Annotated in this window: 23 protein-coding genes and 1 riboswitch; of the genes, 2 read left to right on the top strand and 21 right to left on the bottom strand. The window is 45.4% G+C overall.

Annotated features, from left to right (window positions below; translation table 11 throughout):
* Window positions 1-68 precede the first annotated feature (68 nt).
* The 5 genes from OIT45_RS10455 to OIT45_RS10435 form a co-directional block, all read right to left on the bottom strand.
* Complete coding sequence (locus OIT45_RS10455) at window positions 69-2,747, bottom strand: SbcC/MukB-like Walker B domain-containing protein (RefSeq protein WP_264340063.1); 2,679 nt, start codon at window positions 2,745-2,747, stop codon at window positions 69-71.
* A 12-nt stretch (window positions 2,748-2,759) separates the two neighbouring features.
* Window positions 2,760-3,254, bottom strand: a complete 495-nt coding sequence (locus OIT45_RS10450) for an AAA family ATPase (protein WP_264340062.1) — start codon at window positions 3,252-3,254, stop codon at window positions 2,760-2,762.
* A 1-nt stretch (window position 3,255) separates the two neighbouring features.
* Window positions 3,256-4,425: an exonuclease SbcCD subunit D gene (locus OIT45_RS10445; protein ID WP_199404181.1), complete on the bottom strand. Its 1,170-nt coding sequence runs from the start codon at window positions 4,423-4,425 to the stop codon at window positions 3,256-3,258.
* 69 nt (window positions 4,426-4,494) lie between these two features.
* Entirely contained in the window at window positions 4,495-5,427 is a 933-nt protein-coding gene (locus OIT45_RS10440) for an L-lactate dehydrogenase (RefSeq protein ID WP_199404180.1), read from the bottom strand.
* A gap of 83 nt (window positions 5,428-5,510) precedes the next feature.
* Window positions 5,511-6,719 (bottom strand): MFS transporter, encoded by a 1,209-nt coding sequence (locus OIT45_RS10435; RefSeq protein ID WP_199404179.1) that lies wholly within the window; start codon window positions 6,717-6,719, stop codon window positions 5,511-5,513.
* A 95-nt stretch (window positions 6,720-6,814) separates the two neighbouring features.
* Here OIT45_RS10435 and OIT45_RS10430 point away from each other — a divergent pair, with 95 nt between their 5' ends.
* Entirely contained in the window at window positions 6,815-7,231 is a 417-nt protein-coding gene (locus OIT45_RS10430; protein WP_264330381.1) for a helix-turn-helix domain-containing protein, read from the top strand.
* A 280-nt stretch (window positions 7,232-7,511) separates the two neighbouring features.
* Here the strand turns inward: OIT45_RS10430 and OIT45_RS10425 are convergent, their stop codons facing one another.
* Both OIT45_RS10425 and OIT45_RS10420 read right to left on the bottom strand, forming a co-directional pair.
* The gene (locus OIT45_RS10425; protein ID WP_264329899.1) at window positions 7,512-8,339 is read right to left on the bottom strand and encodes an IS3 family transposase; all 828 of its coding nucleotides are present in this window, start codon (window positions 8,337-8,339) and stop codon (window positions 7,512-7,514) included.
* 2 nt (window positions 8,340-8,341) lie between these two features.
* A complete protein-coding gene (locus OIT45_RS10420) occupies window positions 8,342-8,602 on the bottom strand; it encodes a transposase (RefSeq protein ID WP_264329950.1) in 261 nt (86 codons plus the stop codon).
* A gap of 185 nt (window positions 8,603-8,787) precedes the next feature.
* Between OIT45_RS10420 and OIT45_RS10415 the strand changes: the two genes are divergently transcribed.
* Window positions 8,788-9,648 carry an IS3 family transposase gene (locus OIT45_RS10415; RefSeq protein WP_264329905.1) on the top strand — a complete coding sequence of 287 codons (861 nt, stop codon included), beginning with the start codon at window positions 8,788-8,790 and terminating at the stop codon, window positions 9,646-9,648.
* Window positions 9,649-9,737: 89 nt separating this feature from the next.
* Here OIT45_RS10415 and OIT45_RS10410 read toward each other — a convergent pair whose 3' ends face one another.
* The 14 genes from OIT45_RS10410 to OIT45_RS10345 form a co-directional block, all read right to left on the bottom strand.
* A complete protein-coding gene (locus OIT45_RS10410; RefSeq protein ID WP_199404499.1) occupies window positions 9,738-10,247 on the bottom strand; it encodes an ECF transporter S component in 510 nt (169 codons plus the stop codon).
* Between the two features lies 1 nt (window position 10,248).
* Window positions 10,249-11,061 carry a bifunctional hydroxymethylpyrimidine kinase/phosphomethylpyrimidine kinase gene (locus OIT45_RS10405; protein WP_199404498.1) on the bottom strand — a complete coding sequence of 271 codons (813 nt, stop codon included), beginning with the start codon at window positions 11,059-11,061 and terminating at the stop codon, window positions 10,249-10,251.
* A 120-nt stretch (window positions 11,062-11,181) separates the two neighbouring features.
* The gene (locus OIT45_RS10400; protein ID WP_003607659.1) at window positions 11,182-11,457 is read right to left on the bottom strand and encodes an HU family DNA-binding protein; all 276 of its coding nucleotides are present in this window, start codon (window positions 11,455-11,457) and stop codon (window positions 11,182-11,184) included.
* A 277-nt stretch (window positions 11,458-11,734) separates the two neighbouring features.
* Window positions 11,735-13,045 (bottom strand): ribosome biogenesis GTPase Der, encoded by a 1,311-nt coding sequence (gene der / locus OIT45_RS10395; RefSeq protein ID WP_264330383.1) that lies wholly within the window; start codon window positions 13,043-13,045, stop codon window positions 11,735-11,737.
* Between the two features lie 182 nt (window positions 13,046-13,227).
* A complete protein-coding gene (rpsA, locus tag OIT45_RS10390) occupies window positions 13,228-14,460 on the bottom strand; it encodes a 30S ribosomal protein S1 (protein ID WP_003607663.1) in 1,233 nt (410 codons plus the stop codon).
* Between the two features lie 98 nt (window positions 14,461-14,558).
* Window positions 14,559-15,233, bottom strand: a complete 675-nt coding sequence (gene cmk, locus OIT45_RS10385; RefSeq protein WP_135797973.1) for a (d)CMP kinase — start codon at window positions 15,231-15,233, stop codon at window positions 14,559-14,561.
* A 96-nt stretch (window positions 15,234-15,329) separates the two neighbouring features.
* Window positions 15,330-15,911 (bottom strand): LysM peptidoglycan-binding domain-containing protein, encoded by a 582-nt coding sequence (locus OIT45_RS10380; RefSeq protein ID WP_135797974.1) that lies wholly within the window; start codon window positions 15,909-15,911, stop codon window positions 15,330-15,332.
* Between the two features lie 81 nt (window positions 15,912-15,992).
* A complete protein-coding gene (locus OIT45_RS10375) occupies window positions 15,993-17,435 on the bottom strand; it encodes a RecQ family ATP-dependent DNA helicase (RefSeq protein WP_264340061.1) in 1,443 nt (480 codons plus the stop codon).
* Window positions 17,428-17,973 carry a hypothetical protein gene (locus OIT45_RS10370; protein ID WP_264330384.1) on the bottom strand — a complete coding sequence of 182 codons (546 nt, stop codon included), beginning with the start codon at window positions 17,971-17,973 and terminating at the stop codon, window positions 17,428-17,430. The genes OIT45_RS10375 and OIT45_RS10370 overlap by 8 nt, the downstream gene beginning before the upstream one ends.
* Before the next feature lie 6 nt (window positions 17,974-17,979).
* Entirely contained in the window at window positions 17,980-18,408 is a 429-nt protein-coding gene (locus OIT45_RS10365; RefSeq protein ID WP_264340060.1) for a hypothetical protein, read from the bottom strand.
* Between the two features lie 148 nt (window positions 18,409-18,556).
* Window positions 18,557-19,135 (bottom strand): ECF transporter S component, encoded by a 579-nt coding sequence (locus OIT45_RS10360; RefSeq protein ID WP_199404495.1) that lies wholly within the window; start codon window positions 19,133-19,135, stop codon window positions 18,557-18,559.
* 87 nt (window positions 19,136-19,222) lie between these two features.
* Window positions 19,223-19,362, bottom strand: a riboswitch (FMN riboswitch).
* A 38-nt stretch (window positions 19,363-19,400) separates the two neighbouring features.
* A complete protein-coding gene (locus OIT45_RS10355) occupies window positions 19,401-19,919 on the bottom strand; it encodes a hypothetical protein (protein WP_056973292.1) in 519 nt (172 codons plus the stop codon).
* A gap of 113 nt (window positions 19,920-20,032) precedes the next feature.
* Window positions 20,033-20,620: a TMEM175 family protein gene (locus tag OIT45_RS10350; protein ID WP_199404494.1), complete on the bottom strand. Its 588-nt coding sequence runs from the start codon at window positions 20,618-20,620 to the stop codon at window positions 20,033-20,035.
* Between the two features lie 62 nt (window positions 20,621-20,682).
* The gene (locus tag OIT45_RS10345; RefSeq protein WP_135797979.1) at window positions 20,683-21,450 is read right to left on the bottom strand and encodes a pseudouridine synthase; all 768 of its coding nucleotides are present in this window, start codon (window positions 21,448-21,450) and stop codon (window positions 20,683-20,685) included.
* Between the last annotated feature and the right edge of the window lies 1 nt (window position 21,451).

Genomic DNA, 21,451 nt, shown 5'->3' with positions numbered 1-21,451 from the left:
AGACGCACCGGTTAAAGCCGCCTTGGCCACGTCGGCGGTCTAAAAGCCCCCTACATTTTCAGTCTACTTTATACCATACGATAAGTTAATTTGCTACGTCCGCTACCTTGTTTTGTGACCACCATTTGCTGTGGAATTTGCTGTTTCATTGACTCAACGTGTGAGATAACACCAATCAAACGGCCACTTTGTTCGACTGACGCCAGTGCTTCCATCGCTTGTGACAGTGTGGTCCCATCAAGTGATCCAAATCCTTCATCAATGAACAACGCATCAATCTTCGCCCCACCGGCACGGTGTTGCACAACCTCGGCCATCGAAAGTGCGATAGACAGCGCTGCGATAAATGATTCACCACCAGACAGCGTGCTCGTTGAACGTACCTTACCCGCGTCTTGATCATAAATATCGATGTCCAAACCATTTTGGTTTGCTCGACCAGCTTGACGGTTGGATAGGACAAATTGGTAACGCCCGGCTGACAGATTACCAATATAGTGTTCATTCGCGTACGCCAACACTTCATAAAGGAAACTACGCAGGACATACGGCTCAAGACGAAGATTCTTGGCATTGACGCCATCTACCGCTTGCGTCAACTTAATCAAATCGGCTGACTTAGCTGTAATCGCCGTAATTTGTGCTTCCAAATCAACGACCGTTTCGTGTTCCTTACGCAATTTATCTAGCTCAAATTGTAATTTAGCCTTGCGGTCACGCGCGATTGTTTCCGCTTCGCTAGCAGCATCTTGCTGCGCTTGAAGCGCTGTAAGGTCAGGTGCGGCTTGGTCACCAATTTCAGTCGTAACCGCCTCCAATTGTTGCTTATTTTCAGCAACTTGCGTGTCATACGTCGCGATTTCTGCACTCAAAGTCGTCATCAACGACTTTTCGGCATCCAAACGCGCCAACAAGTCCTTAAAGGCTGTCTCATCCGCTACAGGGCCAGCTTTAATCTCAGCACCCAAACGCCCTGACATCGTCGCAAATTGCTCATTAGCAGCCTCCAATTCCGCCGTTAGCTCCGCCTGACGCCCTTGCAACGTCTGGACCGTCTGTTGGGCGCTACGAACCGCTTCTTGCACAACTTGTTGTTGCTTCTCAAAAGCGGCAATTTCTGCGGCCAACGTTTGGCGCTCATCTTCATAAGTTGCAACATCTCTCAACTCACCTAACGCGTTCAATTTTGCCAATGCATCTCGGTCAATTGTTAATTGACGTTCTTGCTCTTGCAATTGTGCCGACGTTGATGCAACTTGCTCTTTCAACTTGCCTAGTTCTGATGTCAAATCAGTAATTTCGCGCGTTGTCTTAGCTTGTAGCGTCGCATTCTGTTCGATCATAGCCTTCATGGCATCATAACGTGCAGTCACAACACCTGAATCATACGTATCCGGCAATAAATCATTTGGAAATACTTGGCGCCAATCGGCATAAAGCGTCTCATATTCTTCTGCTAGGTCGGCCTTTGCTTGGCCAAAGGATGTCGTCTCCTTCGCAACTGCGTCTTCCAGCTCATTAACCGATGCCTTCACACCCGCTTCATCCGCGATGGCACGTTGCTCAGCTGTTTCGGCCTCTTCCACTTCGGCTATGGCGACCTTTAAATCTTCGTACGTCGTTTGGACGGCATGTGGATCTTCATTTTCACCAGTGTAAATCTGACCACAAACAGCACAAGGTTCGCCAACCTTCAGTTCATTATGCAATTGCTGAATCATCACATTACGACGAAGCGCTGCCTTGGATTCACGCATTGCAATCACTTCCGCTAATGTTGTTTGCGCAGTGGCTAACTTGTGTTGTGCGGTTTCATATGTTTCTTGCGTGTTTGCCAAGGTAACTTGCTGTTGGTTCAAACGCGTTTGGGCCTGTGATAGCGACGCGATACGACCAGTAAATCCCGCCAACGCGGTTTGTTGCGTTGCGACATCAGCTAGTGATGTCAAGCGCTCGTTCGCATCCGTCATCTTTTGTTCAACTTCTGCAACATGTTTAGCTGTTCCAGCCTGCATATCATACAATTCCGTCAAGCGTTTCTCGGACGTATTAATCGTCTTTTGTAAGTCGGCTTGACGCTTCGCATTTGGTAGTAACGTTTCTGTCACCAGCGTCAAGCGTTCGCGTTGCGCGACTACCGCCGGTTCACCAGCTGTTAACGTCGCTTGTTCTTGACGCGCCGTTTCTACCGCTTTTTCAGCCTCAACTAACTTGCTTGCGGTCTGGGTCGACTCCTCAGTCAATCGTTGCACTGTTCGCTTGGCATCATCTACCTTCGCAACCAAATCTCGTTGGCCATTCCCCCAATCCAAGAGTGCCAAGTCAGCACGCTTAGCTGCGATTTCATCAGCTAGCGTCGCTAATTGCGTTGCCTGTGCCTGCAAAGCCTGTTGACGTTCAATTGCTTGAGCCAACTTTTCACCGGCTTGTAACGCAGCTTGCGCGGTCGTCAAAGTAGCAACCGTTTGCTCATGAACTGTCGTTTGTTGTGCAACCGCTGTTTGTGCAGTAGCAACTTGAGTAGCTAAGTAGGCCACCTGTTCAGTTGGTGTTGGCGCAATTTCAGTGATGTTTGGCACATCCCAGCTGACTTGCTTCAGTGCTGCCCGTAGTTCATTCGTCAAACTTTCAATTTGCTTGTTTGTATCCTTACGTTGATTCTTCAACGCTTCAGTAAACGCATCAAAAATTTCCGTGCCAAATAGGCTACGTAAAATCGTAATCTTGTCATCACTTTGAGCCGCCAAGAATTCACGGAATTAATTCTGTGGTAGCAAAATAATCTTGCGGAATTGGTCCGCCGTCAAGTGCAACAACTCTTGGACGGTTTCATTAACTAGCGTTGTCTTTTCACCCAAATCGGCAATCGGTGTTTGCAAAGAATCATCCACTTCAGCAAACGACACTTCAGCCTTACGCTCCGTCGTATCGTCATCTGACTTGGCACCACGCTTCTTTTTTAATTGTTGCGTTGGCTTACGGGCAATGCGGTAGTACTGACCATTATGCTCAAACCAGAACGTCACCGCCGTTTCAGCCGTGGTTGGTGCGAACTCACTACGCATCGCTTCTGGCTTACGATCACCAGTCCCTTCCCCAAATAACGCATATGTCATTGCGTCGAACATGGTCGTCTTACCAGCACCAGTATCACCCGTAATCAAAAACAACTTCGATTCCGTAAAACGTTCAAAATCAACGGTCGTATCTTCGTACGGCCCAAAATATTCAAGATGTAATTTAATAGGTCGCATATTATCCTTCTTCCGCTTGTGAAATCGCAACTAACGTATCTGACACCAGCGTTTCTTGCATTGGCGTCAACGACTCACCCATCACTTCTTCGTAGAACTGACCAATCAAGTCTTCATTCGAAATATCATCATCAACCGGTTCCGGCACAACCTGCTGGTCCAAAGCAATTTTCGGCATGTCATATTGTAATTCCACAACATCTCCGTAAATCTCCGTCAAATCTGCACGCGCGTTTGAAGACTGTGCAGCACCTTGAATACGAATACTGAAGAAGTTCGCATGTGCGCGGTCATATTGCTGATAGAAAGCTGGATCAGTTAACGTTTCAAACGTTTCCTGCAAGACAATCAAATCCTTCGTCGGCGCAATCGGATGCCACGTGGTCTCAACGCCGTCAGCGGTCACATCCACAATGTATACACCCTTTTCAGTTTGAGCTTCCTTGGTATTGAACTTAACTGGTGAACCAGAGTACCGAATCGTCTTTGTTGGACTGGCTTCGCGCAAGTGCAAATGACCCAAGGCGACATAATCGAAGTCTGCAAATTGTCCAGCCGTAATGCCCTTCAGGCCGCCGACACGCGAGTTCGTCTCACTCGTAAATTCATAATCTTCGTTGTCTGAACCCGTCACATAATAGTGCGTTACCAAAATATGGCGCTTGTCTGGATTAAAGTTTGCGACCATCTCGGGCACAATACGCGCCATGACTTGTTCAATCGATTGATAGTCCGCAATTTCATCTTCAGCCACTTGATAGTACACACGCGCAGCCGTTGGTTCTAAGAATGGCAGCATGAAAATTTGCGCTTCCTCAGTTTCAACCGGCGTAAAAGCTTCTGCCAAAGTCGTATTGATGTATAAATTAGTTTGTTCACGCCATTCGTGACCGGCCCCCAGACGCGTTGCCCCATCGTGGTTTCCTGAAACTGCATAAATTGGCAAATGATGCGTCAAATTCATCTCGCGTAGCATCGCCTCCAATGCCGTCACAGCACTTGTTGGTGCAATGGCACGGTCATACAAATCACCGGCCACAATAATACCGTCAACTTGTTCATCCAGCGCCAATTGTAAAATCTTTTTAAAAGCGGCTTTTTGTTCCTCTAGCAATGAGAAGCCACCCAGTTCTTTACCGATATGCCAATCGGCAGTATGCAAAAGCTTCATAAGCCTTCCTTTCATGCACAATTAGAAAAAAGTGGTCCAATCACCAGATTGAAGCCACTTTTTGTGTTTTTAGAGTGTATCCACAATTTCGTCGAAACGTTGTTGGATGTAGTCACGTGATTGCAAAAGCTTTTCTTGCTCATCCGTTGTCAAATCAAGCGTCGTTTCTGCCAAGACACCATCGCGACCAATGATTGCTGGGTACGACAAGTACATTCCCATGTCATCGCGACGGTTTGAGACAACCAATTCAGCATGCGCGTCAGCCATAACAGCCTTGGCAATACGGATTGCTGACGTTGCAACACCGTAACTCGTGTAGCCTTTACCATTCAAGACTGTGAAGCCACCCTTACGCGCTTCCTCTTCGATGACCGCCAAGTCAATATCGCCAGCATCAGCCAACGTCACGATTGGTTGACCCATCACGCGTACCGTTGACCAAGCGACGAATTGTGAGTTACCGTGCTCACCCAAGTTGTAACCTGAAACAGAACGTGGATCCAAATCAAACGCCTCACCAACTGCACGTTGCATACGCGCTGTATCAAGCAAAGTACCTGTTCCGATAACCTTGTGAGCTGGGAAACCAGTCACGTGTTGGAACAAAGCCGTAATCACGTCAACCGGGTTTGAAATCACAACCAGTACCCCGTGGAAACCAGAGTCCTTTAAGTTCGTGCCGACTGATTGGACCATGCTACTTGTAAACTTTAACTCAGCGAAACGGTCGCCGGTTGGGTTGTCTTGTTGTAACTTAATGTTTCCCAACGTTGAAATCACAACGTCGGCATCTGCCAAAGCCGCCCAATCGTTAATCACGATGTTACCGTGTGCTTCCAAGTTTGCCATTGCGTCTTGGAAATCAATTTGATCAGCTTTTACCTTCGCTTCATTTGCATCAATAAAGACGTAGTCGTCGGCCACCCCTTGTGCAATCAATCCGTGCGCCACCGCAGCCCCAACGTTGCCAAGGCCGATAATTCCAATCTTACGTGCCATAATGTCCCCCAAATTATTTTTGTCGTATGTTTATTATACAAAAAAGAGACGTTGTTCACCACTGAACAACATCTCGTAATCATTTAATCAAACAAATGCTTGGTCATCGCCATCATCACGGCAGCCATAATCATCACAATCACCAACACAAGATAAACCACGTTTTGGATAACCCCGTTTGGATTAGCGGTAAAGGCCATCCCATACAACATTGGGCCGAAAGCAGACATAAAATATCCACCAGCTTGGGCCATTCCTGACAAACGAGCCGTTTCGACTGGTGACGATGTTTTAGCAGCAAACATCGTCATGGTGTACAAGAAGAAAAATGACGTTGCAAAACCAATCAAAATCGTCAAGAAGAACCAGTACACAACTGAAGACGTTTCTTGATCAAATAGCATCACTGCACCGATTAGTGACATCACGGCAGCGACTGCGATGGTTACCAAAGTCCCCTTGCGACGCATGTTTACCAGGATATTTGGTACCAAAATCGAAATTGGCATCCCAATAAATGAATAGAATGACATAATCACAGAGATTGAGCCGGCTGAAACATGATGCTGCGCCATCATGGTTGGCAGCCAGGCCACACCCGTGTAATTAATAATCGCTTGTACACCGAAGACAACCAAGAATGGCCATGCCTTAATGTTGGTCCAAATCTTCTTCTTGGGTGCGTTAGTGTCGTGGTGACGACCACGCGTCGCAGGTACCTTTTCTGGCACACGCAAAGCCGTATAAATCCAGAAACCAAGTACAATGGCTGGTAACAAGACCAGCAACCACATCACGGCGTGCCAACCAAACGTTGCCACCACCGGTGCCGTCAATAGGCTAAACGTCGCTGACCCGATCATAATCGTAAGTGAGTACATTGATGTGTATACACCCACCTTATGTGAGAAATATGACGCGACGAACGTTGGCATAAAGACGTTCAAGTGCGCAATTCCTGCACCAACCAGAACCGTACCAATCAACATCGTTGGCATCGTCACGACCAAGCGCAATGCTGTCCCCAAGAAGATTGATGCCAATGACAAGCCCAACGCCTTCTTTAAACCAAAGAACGCCATCGTCTTTGATGCAAAATTAGAAATCAGCAGGAACATGACCAACGGAATCGTCGTCAAAATACCCAGTTGTCCTTTATCAACGCCCAACTCACCTGAAATCTGCGTTAACATCAAGGGGAGTGTCTTAATGGGTGATCGCATAATCAACCCGATCAAGAGGACACTTGCTGCTAAAATTGCGCCAGTTGACGCTACTTTTTTATTACTCATACTCACCCTGCTTTCAAAAACGTAAAAAACCTAGATTTCTAGAATATGAACTGAACCCCGTAAGTTGGAGTAAATCTAACTTACGGGGTTTTGTTATGTTTTCAAAGGAAGTACAACTTGAAGCAGTTAGTATGTATCTGAAAGGCGTGCCACCTAAGCAGATACGGAAGAAGTTTGGAATCAAAGGTGACGCCACCATTCTTAATTGGCTAACCAACATTAAGATGCTTGGGATCGAAGGTCTTAATAATCCAAGTCGAAGCAAGACAAACTATTCATACTCCTTTAAAATCAAGGTTATAAGATGGCGATTAGAACATCACGCTTCTCTACCTGTAGCAGCGAAGAAGTTCCGTATACGGACTCCTGCTCAAATTTGGCAGTGGGAACGCGCGTTGGAATCCGGTCGTCTAAAACCTGATAAACGAAGGCGGAACCAAACCATGAATAAGCAAGAACACGACAAGATTAAGAAGCTGGCTCTGATGTCAAGACTCCGGACCTCTTTTTAGAGCCCGCTAGGGCTCGTACCACGAAAATTTTTCAAAATGACCTGATTTCGTACAGATTTTGGGTCATTTTTTAATGGGGTCCAGGGGTTTTGCCCCTGTGCCTGCCGGAGGCTATGGAGTTACGGTGGTCTAGTTTGGATTTTGTTGAATTTCACAAGTCTGAGGGTATAGCAAATAAGCACTTGTCAGAGTGATTTTTGGACTTCACAAAGTCAGTGCTTGTAAACGCCGGTGTATAGGCAAATTTGTATAATCGCGTTTATGTCATCTAGAAATTGGTCTAGGCGGCATCACGGAGTGATATACGATTGTTGTTATACCAGTTGACGTACCATCCAACAGCGGCTTGCACATCAGCGATACTCTCGAAATCCTGTTGGTAGATCAGCTCCCTCTTGAGTAACGAGTGAAAACTTTCGATGCGGGCATTATCGTAAGGGTGCCCTTTACGGGAGTAAGAGTGCCTAATACCTATGGACTCCAGTGTATTTTCAAACAATTCGCTGGTATACTGGCTTCCCATATCGCTATGCACATACAGTGGTTTTTCACCTCGTCTTAGCGCCTTAACGATTACTGAGGTTGCTAGTTGAGCTGTCATCGTATCTGCGATTCGATACGACAGCACCTTACGGTCTTCCGGATCATATGCACTAGCCATGTAAACCCATGTCTTATCGGTCAACTGGATATACGTAATGTCAGTTGTAATTACGCCACTTAGGTCATCCAGATTGATAATGAGATTTGGCATCTGATCTTTGTCATTGACTGTTGTAGGCTTGTTATATCGCTTTTGCATACGCGATTTCAAGCCAGCTTCACTCATCAATTGCCATACAAAGCGGTCGCTGATTGCTAGTTTGAATAAGTCGCGCATGGTTTTAGCAATTCGTCGATAACCATAAATGCCTTTATTGGCTGTGTAAATTGATTCGACGGCAATTCTCAATTTGTTGTGTTGTATTTCTTGTGCGCTCGGCTCCCAATGGATCCAGTCAGAGTAAGTGGACATTGGAATTTTCAAAGCACTCAGAACGCGTGTGATGCGGTGCCCCTGTACCAAATTTTTGTGGATAATTGGTAAAACAACACTTCTACCGCGCAAAACTAATGTTTTGCCAGCAACACCGCCGCACGTTTTAAAATTTCGAGCTCTTCTTTCAAAATTGCGTTTTCCTTACGCAACTTCTTCAATTCATCAGCTGATATTGATTCGCCATTCACTTCTACAGGCGCATATTTTTTGACCCAATTCCGAATTAAATCGGCTGAAGGACCGTATTCCTTGGATAATTCATCGGGCCGACGGCCCGCTTTAACCATCTCCACGATGGACTTTTTAAAGTCCTCTTCATAACGTGTAACCATAAATAAAAATACTCCTATGATGATATTTTACCAAACTAGAAAAACTAGTCCGGAATCTCATCATAAGAGCAGCTTGAAGAAGAGAACGAACTACTTCGCATCAAGGTGGCCTATCTGGAAAAACTAGAGGCCTTAGCACAGGAAAAGAAAAAATTACAAACCAAGACAAAGCGGTAGTAATCACTGTGCTAAGGCAAGAATTGAAGTGCAAATTAAAGTTGCTTCTTCAAGTAGCTGAGATGTCTAGCAGTAGTTATCACGATTCGTGCAAGCGTGCGTACAAGGAGTATCCACGTGAGTTGATCGATGCGATTACATCAATTCGTGACGATAACCCCGACTACGGTTATCGTCGTGTCACACAAGAACTTAGTAATCGTGGCTTCAATACCAACCATAAGGTTGTGCTGAAAATCATGAAGATCAATGGGCTTCTCTGTACTGCTTTCAAACGTTTAACACGGAAGTACAATTCTTACGCTGGCACTGTTGGTCACATATCACCAAATCGTGTTAACCGTCGGTTCACAACGGACCGTCCATATCAGAAGGTTCTCACTGACGTCACGGAAGTTCGCTGGGGATCAGGCACAATGGCAGAACGTGCTTATTTCACTGCATATATCGACGTTTATAGTGGTGAAATTCTCACTTGGAATATCGATTTAAATCCAACCGTCGAGTTTGTCACACAGCCGTTAGATGAGCTGCTAGAAAACAGACCAGAGTTGAATTATCGAATGACAATTCACTCTGACCAAGGTTTCCAGTATCAAAATTATGAGTATGTATCACGGTTAAAGACTAACCGTGTGTTCCAAAGCATGAGTCGCAAAGCGACATGCCTAGATAACGCAATGGCTGAGAGTATCTTCCACATCTTGAAGGTAGGAACGGTACATAACAACCACTATCAAAGCTATGACGAATTAAAGTCCGCCATAACTAACTATGTCTATTACTACAACAACAAGCGGATAAAAACAAAACTGGCCGGAAAAACTCCGGTTCAATACCGAAATCTTTCCGACCAGTTATCTGCTTAAACTTCACTCCAATTTTTGGGGTTCAGTTCAATATCATTTTTTCGGGCAGTAAAAAAGCCGTCATCCTACGAAATGACAGCTTTTCTGTATTATTTACGCAACACCTTGCGGAATGGCACACTTAGCAACAACGCTAGAATGAAGCCTACCAAGACTTGCATGATATTTGCGGGTACGCCAGTCAAGCTTGCCAAAGCTGCGCTTGGCATAGTCATCTTGGCACCACCAGTTAGCCAAATTAAGAATGCCCCGGCAATCCAGTACCCAACGACCATAACCAAACCACCTAAGAAATTACCCCAGACACGCTTGCCAATACGTTCATCCATCGCAAATTGCCCAAGCACCCAACCTTCGAGGCCGTGAATAATGAATGAAAAAATCATCCATTGTGGGTAACCAGCTAGCAAATCAAGTAGTAAGCCCGTCAATCCTCCAACAAAGGCCCCTGTTTTTGAACCATAATGCCAAGCAGCGATGAAAATTCCCGTTTCAACCAACGACACGAAGCCAGTTGGCGTCGGCAATTTCACAACGTAACTCAGCACAATATTAACAGCGATAATAACTGCTGCGATTGTTAATTGTTTTGTTTTCATATTATTTACCCCTTAAACGGCGGGCAGCTTGCCACACATTGCCGACCGAAAAATCATCGTTTAATGCGACACCGTTTTTAATTCCCCAATAAACAAAATCTTTGGCATCTTTCACCGCGTCTACCGGCGTTTTACCAGTCGCTAGTTGACTCGCAATGGCTGAGGCAAATGTACATCCAGCCCCATTGTTAAACGCACTGTTGAGCTTCTGAGAGCCTAGAAAGGTCGGTTCTGCCCCAGTTGTGACAACATCAGTCGCCTCATCACCAGATAAGCGTGCGCCTCCCTTTACAACAACGGCCTCAGCACCAAAGCCACGAATAATTTCCGCAGCCTTTGCTAAGTCGGCCTTATCCTTAATCTTAATACCAGCAAGCAATTCGCCTTCAACCAAGTTAGGTGTCGTCATAGATGCAAGTGGCAACAAGTCCTTTTGGAAGGCTGCCACCAACTCGGCAACATCCACGTCATCCGTTTCTTTAAAAGCCATCACCGGATCGATAATCACCGGCACGTCCGTCGCATACCGACGTAGATAATCCGCCACCATGTGCACGTGACCGACAGTCGGCAATAATCCAACCTTCACACCAGCAATATCATCCAAAGCGAAGATTGACTGAAGTTGCGCATCAAGAACGTCCAACGGCACAGGATGAATCGTAAAGTCATCCTTAGTCACCGTGACAATACTCGTAATCACGCTAAGCCCAAAATAGCCATACTCATTAAAGGTTGCCAAATCAGCCTGTATCCCACCGCCAGCTAAAATATCTGAGCCAGCAATCGTCACCATTTTCTTTGGATTCTCCATCAACTTCGCTTCCCTTCACAAGTCATACATGTAGTTTAGCACAAAAAATATTGTCAGAGTATGGAGAACTGATAGAAAAAAAGAGATGAGCCAATAGGCTCACCTCTTTCTCAGGAAGTCTTACTTCACGGCATCCTTCAAGGCCTTACCAGGCTTGAATGCAGGAATCTTTGAAGCTGCGATTTCGATTTCTTCACCAGTTTGTGGGTTGCGACCCTTACGAGCAGCGCGCTCACGCACTTCGAAGTTACCGAAGCCGATCAATTGAACCTTTTCATCCTTTGCAAGGAATTCTTGGATTGCAGCGAATACTGCATCAACAGCTTCATTTGCATCCTTCTTCGTAAAGTTAGTTGAAAGAACAACCTTTTCTACCAAATCTTGCTTGTTAGCCATGCTAATGTTCCTCCTGCTTAATAGCTTAATGGAATATCCCAAATGTACGAAATTGAACGAATCGTTCTTTGATTTCGTTATTTAGAATAGCATAGTTAAAACCCCATAACAACCCACAATGTGCTAAAAACGTTGATATAACGCGGTTTTTCCCACATTTTCATGTTTTATTCACTGAATATTTGTTTTTCAGCACTTATCAATCGTTCGTTATTCTTGGGTCACCGACAAATAAAAACCTCGCAACGATAATCGCCACGAGGTTTAATCTCATTCATTAAGTACGAGCACGCTTAATCAAGTGAATTGGCGTACCAGTAAAGTCGAATGACTTACGAATTTGGTTTTCCAAGAATTGTGCATATGAGAAGTGCATCAATTCAGGATCATTAACAAAGACCACGAATGTTGGTGGTTGGATAGCAACTTGAGTCGCGTAGTAAACACGCAAGCGCTTTCCGTTGACCGTTGGCGTTGGATTCAATGCCAAGGCATCCATGATAACTTCGTTCAACGTTGCTGATTGTACACGCTTTTGGTGGTTCTCGTTAACTTGCTTAATCAACTCAGGCAACTTGTTCAAACGTTGCTTTGTCTTAGCAGAAACGAAAATAATTGGGGCGTATGACAAGTATTGGAACTCATCGCGAATTTGCTTTTCGAAGTCGGCCATGGTGTGGTTGTCCTTCTCAAGCGTATCCCACTTATTAACGACGATGATAATCGCACGACCAGCTTCGTGGGCATATCCAGCCACGTGCTTGTCTTGTTCGCGAATACCTTCTTCGGCGTTCAAAACCATCAAAACAACGTTAGAATCATCAATGGCACGCATGGCACGCATAACTGAATACTTTTCAGTATTCTCATACACCTTACCACGCTTACGAATACCAGCCGTGTCGACCATCACAAATTCATCGCCTTCAGCAGATGTGAATCGCGTGTCGATGGCATCACGCGTCGTTCCAGAAATATCTGAAACGATAACACGTTCTTCACCAAGAATGGCATTAACCAATGATGACTTACCAACGTTAGGACGACCAATGAATGAGAAGCGAATTGAATCGTCTTCTTCTTCTTGATCAGTCGTTGGGAAGTGAGATACCACTTCATCCAACAAGTCTCCCAATCCAGTACCGTGGGCACCAGAGATTGGGAATGGATCGCCAAATCCAAGTGCGTAGAATTCGTAGATTTCTGAACGCATCTCGATGTTATCGACCTTGTTTACGGCCAAAACAACAGGCTTCTTTGAACGGTACAAAATCTTTGCAACGCGTTCGTCAGCTTCAGTCAAACCTTCTTGGGCAGAAACCATGAAGATAATAACATCAGCTTCGTCAATCGCAATTTCAGCTTGTTGCACAATTTGTGTCATGAATGGCTCATCAGCCATATCAATTCCACCAGTGTCAATCAAACGGAATTCACGGGTCAACCACTCAGCGCGTGTGTAAATACGATCACGCGTTACACCTGGGGTATCTTCGACAATTGAAATACGGTCGCCGGCAATACGATTAAAAATCGTAGACTTACCAACGTTTGGGCGGCCAACAACGGCCACAACAGGAAATCCCATGTTACCCTCTTTTCTGCCAATCACCCATTGGATGACTGGCGGTTACTTACTATTCTCTATTGTACCGGTTTTCACCGGCACTGTCTGTTGTCGTGACCAGTAGAAAATCGTGTTTTAACGAAATTAAGCGTGCGTTGAGACAACCCAACACACGCTTAATCTTTTGCGCTATTTAAAGCTTATTAGTTGAAGTCCTTGAAGATATCTCCAAAGGCGTCACCCAACGTAGCTGAACCCTCTTCTTCTGAAGTTGAGTAGTTAGTTGGTGCTTGCTCTTGGCGAGGACGACGTTGACGACGAGGACGGTCGTTGTTGTTTGAACCCTCTTCGCGTGCAGGAGCCTCTTCCAAAGCCTTGATTGACAATGACAAACGTTGCTTGTCAGGGTTTACTTCCAAAACCTTAACCTTAACCTTGTCACCGGCCTTCAAAACATCACTTGGGTTAGCAATGTGCTTGTGTGAGATTTGTGAAACGTGAACCAAACCTTCAACACCAGGGAACACTTCAACAAAGGCACCAAAGTCAACAACGCGCTTTACAGTACCTTCCAAAACAGTTCCTTCTGGAGCTTCAGCAGCTGCAGCTTCCCAAGGACCAGGTTGCGTAGCCTTGATTGACAATGAGATACGCTCCTTTTCAGGATCCAATCCCAAAACCTTAACCTTAACTTCTTCACCAACTGACAAAACGTCTGATGGTTGTGAAACGCGCTCGTGTGAGATTTCAGATACGTGTACCAATCCGTCTACACCACCAAGGTCGATGAATGCACCGAAGTTAGTCATGCGGGCAACCTTACCTTCAACGACGTCACCAACTGACAATTCGTTGAATACGCGTGACAAAGCTTCTGAACGCTCTTCGTTCAAAACGTCACGACGTGACAAGATCAAGCGGCTGTCAGCAGCGTTGATCTCGATAATCTTCGCGCGGATAGTTTGACCCTTGTATTGGTTCAAATCTTGCACGAAACGGTTCTCGATCATTGAAGCAGGTACGAATCCACGTACACCTTCAACGTCAACAACCAATCCACCCTTAACGACTTGCGTTACAGGTGCTTCCACAATGTCATCAACATTGTGCTTGCTTGCGATTTCTTCCCAAGCACGACGAGCTTCCAAGCGACGCTTTGACAATAGGTATGATCCACCTTCCTTGTCAGAACCGATAGTTGATACAACTACCAAGTCCAATACGTCTCCAACCTTGACAAGGTCGTTAACGTTTGCATCACGGTCAGCCGTCAATTCGCGCATTGGGATAACACCCTCAACACCGGCACCTTCGATACCTACGATAACTTGACGAGCATCGTCAATTGCCAAGACTTCACCCTTAACTACATCGCCAACCTTAACTTCGGCTACGCTGTCAAGAGCTGCCAATAGCTCGTTGTTCTCTTCGTTCATTACAATATATCCTCCTGGTCACACGACTCTAGTAGTTATTATACCGAATCCTTTTATAAATTACTAGTAGTCTTTTACAACTTTCTTTATGTTTTTTGTTAGTTTTGCGTCTTTTCCGCAATAATCGCCTTAACTGCGTCGACGACACCGTCGATTGACAAGCCAGTTGTATCCAATTCAACTGCATCATCCGCCTTCTTCAAAGGAGAAATCTCGCGGTGTGAATCTAGATAATCACGCTTTTCAATGGCTGCCTCAAGCTCTGCAAGAGATGTATCCATCCCCTTAGCTTGGTTTTCCTTAAAGCGGCGTTGTGCACGCTCAGCAACCGATGCAATCAAGAAAATCTTGACTTGCGCGTTTGGCAACACCGTTGTTCCAATATCACGACCGTCCATGACAACACCATTTTCTGACGCAATATCACGTTGCAAGGCTGTCATCGCTTCACGAACAGCAGCATACGAAGAAACAGCTGACACATTGGCCGTCACTTCGACTGAACGAATTTCTTCGGTTACTTCTTGACCGTTCAAGAAGACACGTTGCACTGGTTCACCAGGTTGGAACGTAATGGTCAAGTCAGGCAGCAGAGCTGTTACGCCTGATTCATCATTTGGATCCACACCCGCTTGAAAAGCAGCCAGCGTGATTGCACGGTACATTGCACCAGTGTCAACGTACACAAAATTTAAGTCTGATGCCAAGATTTTGGCAATCGTTGACTTTCCAGCAGAAGCTGGTCCGTCAATTGCGATTTGAATCGGATTCATAATCAATTGTCCTCACTCATTTAGATAACAACTAATTGTACGTTAAATTCACACAAAATAAAAGACACACTCCTATCGGAATGTGTCTTTTATAGATTACTTGACCTTCAAATCTTGACCATAGTAGGTTGAATAATTTGAGGCAGTCAATCCTGGGTTCAATGAGTACAATGCTTCAGGCGTCGTCCCATTGGCAACTGCGAAACTATACAAAGTACCAGACTCAAACTTCACCGTGTTACCGTCAGACTCTGAACTTGAACTTGACGATGATGAGGCTTCAGATGACGAAGCAGCTGATTCAGAAGCAGCTTTGCTTGACGCTTCTGCTGCCGATTGACTAGCTGCTTTCGCTTTCTTCTCAGAAGCACTGGCCGCTTTCTTAGCACGTGACTCTGACTTTGCAGTTTCCGTAATTTTGCTCGTAGTAGTGGTTGTCTTTGTTGAAGTCGTTGCTGGTAATTCAGTGCTAGTTGTGGCATCAACTGGCTTATTCAACGCTTGCAAATACTTATAGACAGGCACAAATGACAGAGCAATCACAATCAATACCAAAATTCCAACAACCATACTTACGCGTTGAGACTTGCGTCGGTTTTGCGTTCGTGAGTATTGACCGGTTGCTTCATCTTTAAAAGATGCCTCCCATGGCTGTTGTTCATTATTCTTCTCGGTCATGATTGGTCTCCTAACTTTCTCTTTTGAATACTACTAAGCATACACTAACTCGCATTCAAAATTGAGTGTCACATCTAATCCTTAACCTAAATTAAAAAGTTTTGCGACTTGCGTGCGCCAATCCGTCACACCTGCTAATTCTGCCGGTGCTTCAGTTGCAACCAAGGCCAACTCTTCTGGGTGCCAATCAACGACACCGACCGATTTAGCCTCATCATTTGACTTGGCATCATCCCCGAAGTGATCCAACAATTGACGACGTAACCCCGCATCAGACTTTGCGTAATTAACTAAGTTGTACAAATCTTGTTGACGCTGTTGACGACGGGCCTCAAACATCGTTGCGACTTCATCCGGATTCATGCCTTGCTTAGCATAAAAATCAAGTAAGTTAGCCTTGTCACGACCGATTTCGTCGGCACCGAATCGCTTATCATAGTAACCCATGACCACTTCGCGGTTCGGAATGGTGCCATCAATCATATTAAGCTGTAAGTTTTCATCACCAGGCACATACAACAAAATGGCAGCTGACTGCTCGCCATCACGACCAGCGCGTCCAATTTCTTGGAGATAGTTAGCCAAATCATTGCTCAAGTGGTAGTGAATCACATAACGAACATTATCCTTATCAATCCCCATCCCAAAAGCTGACGTCGCTGCAATAACATCAATTTGGCCCAACATAAATTGTTGTTGAATGCGGTATCGTGACATCGTATCAAGTCCCGCGTGGTAAGCTGCCACACGACGATCCGTATTTTCTGCCAACCAATCAGCCATTGAGGTGGCCAACTTACGGCTTGAGAAATAAACAATTCCTGGTCCCTGTAGTTGGCGCACCAAATCGGCCAAGCGTTCACGCTTTTGACCTTCGTTTGCTAACGTTTCCGTGTGCAAGTAAATGTTTGGGCGATCTACGGATTGACGATAAATGAACCAGTCTGATTCAGGCAATCCAAATGGCACTGTGATATCGTTCATCATCTTTGGCGTTGCCGTAGCTGTCAACAACAACAATTGTGGTTGACCAAGCTTCTTGTGAACTTGTGGCAACGCTAAGTAGTCTGGTCGGAAATCTGGTCCCCAACTGACAATCGTGTGTGCTTCGTCTACCACTAACAAGTTAATCTTCACCTTACGCAAAGCAGATTGCACAACAGTTTGTCCCAACATTTCTGGTGACACAAACAAGAACTTGTATTGGTCCAAACTACGCAAAATCGTACGACGGGCATCCTGTGGCAACGTTGAATTCAAGGCCACCACCTTTGACTCGCCGGCATAATTCAAGCGTGCAACTTGATCTTGCATCAATGATAGCAACGGTGTCACGATGATAACCAAACCATCACGCATATTCCCCATCATTTGGTAAATCAATGACTTACCACCACCAGTTGGCAACATAGCCAAGGTGTTTTTTCCAGCAGTTAATGCTTCAAGCACTTCTGCTTGACCCGGCTTAAATGAGTCGAAGCCAAACTTTTCTTTTAGAACCGCAGTCAATGCTGTTTTATCCACGAGCGGCCTCCTCTTGCTTCGTCAAATAAATCTCATACAAACGGAATAGGAAGAATTCTAGTGGATCGTCAGATGTACGAACCATGCTAAACTCCCAATCGTTAATTGGTCCGGTTAGGTTTTGCTCAAAGTGAGCAACCACATCCGGCGTCAAATAGTTCTTATACGGAAAATCATTCATCGGTAGCCAAATCGCCGCGGTCAACAAGTGTTCGCGAATCGTCCCAATCTTCAAACGACGGCTCTGGACCATCTCATCCATTGGGCGACCGGCAATCACGCCGTTATATGACGCTTGCACGCTATTTGGTAGCAATGGGCGGTGGGCAACCAAATCCCATAACAACTTCAATGGCGTGTTGGCACCGCGTTGCAATTCTTCTGACCAGATTGCGTATTGATCAATCTGCCAGAAATAAAAATCATCTTCCGTCCACGTTGCTGGGAAGCCCAACTGTTCAAAGTTTAAACCTGGTGTTTCGTGACCGACCCACGTTGCTACCAAGCGGTCCGCGTCTTCTTGTGGTCGACGTTGCAAGAATCGTTAAATCGTCAATGCCCACGTTGCAACCAAACGTGGTGAATTCATGTTGCCATACCACGTCTTAACCGTCAGCATCGTACGTGGATCAATCTGCAAAGGATAATATTTCTTATTGCTGTACGCCACTTCTGACACCACTTGATTTGCCAACCAGAAGGCTTGCATGAAGGTCAATACATCAACCTTCAATAACGTACTCAAATGCTCTGGCATGTAGTGGTTTGTAGCATACTCAGCTTGTGCTTCTTGACCGGCTGGCGTCAAAACAAGTTGACCTTCTCCAGCCTCAGCCAGCAATCCTGCTTGTTGCAATGCGGCAATGCGGGCATCAAATGTGTCCTTATCTAGGCGAGGCATCAAACCTGAAATTTGCAACAATCCATAGCGCAAACCCCAATATTCCGTTGACACTGTTACCTGACGCTTCAATAAACCAAAAATCACCCTGTGACGACGAGGTTCAGACGCCGAAAACAGGGTGATCAAGAAATCATTTGTCAACTGCTTGACCACCTCTCATGTATTTCTTCCAAGTGTAATGAAGAAACTAAAACGGTGCAAGCAGAATAGGACTTATTTAGTTAAGTTGTGAGCGGGTCGTGTTAATAATTTGACGCAATCCCAAATATACCAAGCCTGAGACAGCTGTCAAAATAGCGCCTTCAATCAGATTGAACGGAATAACCATCCACAATAGGTATGTCCCGAGGCCAATTGTCTTTGCAATATCGAAATTAGCAAACATCGCATACAGTGGCACCGCATAAACGTAGTTCAAAATCACCATCGCCAACGTCAATCCAAGCGTTCCCAGCACGGCACCAACAACGTAGCGCTTCGCTGAAATATCTTGGCGCTTCACGATAATCATAATAACCGTTAATAACACAGCCATTGCAATAATATTCATTGGCAAGCCAATGTAGTCATTCACACCTTCATTGTTCAACAACAACTTCAATAATGAACGCAACAGCAAAATGGCATAACCACTCTTCAAATCAAGCATCAATGCACCCAGCAAAACTGGTACAAATGAAAAATCAATTTTCAAAAAAGATGCACCTGGAATCAATGGGAACTGCGGGAAAATCATCAAAACAAATGATATCGCAGCTAACAAGGCAATAACGGTCAAACGACGCGTCTTATTCATAACAGCAAACCTCCACCTGGTCGTAAAAACAGCCGGTTCCTTCATGCCAGGGCGACATAAAGAAACCGGCTGTGACCAGTCAATCTATTTTTTCTTCTGCATACCAGACTTTACTGTCGGTCACGGATTTACACCGTGTCAGCCACACCAAACCTGACGTGGGTCGCGGACTTCTACAAAACGTAGTTACCGCCGGTCGGGAATTTCACCCTGCCCTGAAGATATTCAATTGTAGATTTAAGGTTAGCACGCGACTAACTAATGGTCAACCATCCAAGTCAACCTTGTGACGCAGCTTATCGTAAGCGTGCTTCTCATTATTCAGCAAATCATAAATACGGCGAATTTGTGGCGCAAACCACTTCAACGTCAAATCTTGGGTTCCCTGCAACGTTTGGATTTGCAAACGACCACGAATAATACCAGTGTCTGGATTAATCGTGTTCACTTGATCAAGCGTCATACGCAAAGAATCCAAATGGAATGGACGCCAATGTGCGAAATACAAAGTTCCAGAATCACCAAGAGCAAATGCATACCACTTGAAGCGACCTGTTGGTTCACCTGCATCTGTTAAACCGGCCATTTTCGTTAAGAAAGCGACGACTACTGTTTCGTCATCAGCAAGTGAATTCTCAATGTTCTTAAAATGCTTACGGCCAAGCCATCCCATTGGCTTCAATAGCCAAGGCCAGCCGGCGACTTTGTGTTCCTTTGCAAAGGCGTACATGCCAGGGCCGGTTTTCATATAATTACGGCCAGAACGTGTATCTGGTGTTGCCATCTTGCATCCCCCCATTCAAATTTCATCACAATCATTGTGAAACGTTTCTGTGAAAGGCACATTACCTCTCCACAGTTCTTCATCTTACTGTAATTGTAACAAAAGTCGAGCGGTTACATGTCCTGAATAGCTCGAACGTGGATGACATTACGTAAAAATAGCCAACCGCCCGAAATAACAAAGACCATACCACCGGTAATTGGTGGCCAGACAAAGGCCAAGCACGTTCCAATCAGCCCAATGCCGATTAACCAAAGGCGACTACGATTGACGCGCCACATTCTTTTTTGTTGTGCTGGATTGTCCAGATGCTTCGCGATGACATGACTCAAGTTGTACAAAGCAATCACGGACATGACATACACAATCCCGTAAGTCACACTCGGCGCTACCCGGGTTGGGAACTCACCAAACCAAGCCGTTGTAATTGGCACCAAAGACATTGGCAAAAACGTCAATGCATTGGTCCACAAGACGCCACTATCCACTTTTTCGATATTACTAATAATCAAGTGGTGGCTAACCCAAAAACTAGCTGTAATAATAAAACTTACCAAGTAAGCCAAAAATGTACTTAACCACGCAGCATTGCCAATTCCCGCCCAAGTACCGATTGACGGAATTTTCAAATCCAACACCATAATCGTGATGATGATTGCAAAAATCCCATCACTAAACGCTTCTAATCGACTTTTACTCATAACCTTCCCCTTTATCCGCAAAAAAGAGGCCTCCAGGAAGCCCCAGACGCCTCTATTATAGCTTACCAGCGTCCTGCTGACTTGCGGTATTGCTTTCCAGCCTTCAACGCTTGTACTTCTTCATAACGCAAAGGACGGTACTCACCTGGTGTTAGGCCAGTCAAATCAAGCATGCCGTAACGCTCACGAGTCAACTTCAACACTTCGTGACCAACCGCCTTCATCATTTCCTTAACTTGGTGGTACTTACCCTCGTGAATCGTCAACTTCACAATTGCCGTGTGGTTCTTAGTGTTCGTTGATTGGATTTCAGCACGGGCAGGCGCAGCGTTAAATGTCGTGTAACGACCGTTTTGCTTTGTCTTAACTGTGACACCGTGACGAAGCTTCTCTAGTTCTTCGTTCGTTGGAATCCCCTTCACCTTAGCAACATAAACCTTGTCGATACGGTAACGTGGGTGCATCAACTTGTTGGCCAACTCACCATCGTTCGTCAACAACAAAACACCGGTTGTATCGTAGTCCAAACGACCAACTGGGTAGACACGCTCAGGTTCATCGACAATGTCCATAACCGTTGCACGGCCCTTATCGTCACTGTTTGTTGTCACAACGCCACGGGGCTTGTTCAACAAGAAGTAAACCAACTTTTCACGTGAGTCAATTGGTTCGCCACTCACTTCAATCTTATCTGATGGCTCAACCTTAGTTCCCAATTCATGAATTGTCTTACCGTTGACTGTTACTTTACCATCCAAAATTAATTGTTCTGATGCACGACGTGATGCAACTCCCGCTTGAGCCATCACTTTTTGCAATCGTTCTGCCATG

Source organism: Weissella sp. LMG 11983 (assembly GCF_025908495.1).
Lineage (GTDB): Bacteria > Bacillota > Bacilli > Lactobacillales > Lactobacillaceae > Weissella > Weissella fermenti.
This window is presented reverse-complemented; position numbering and strand designations above follow the sequence as displayed.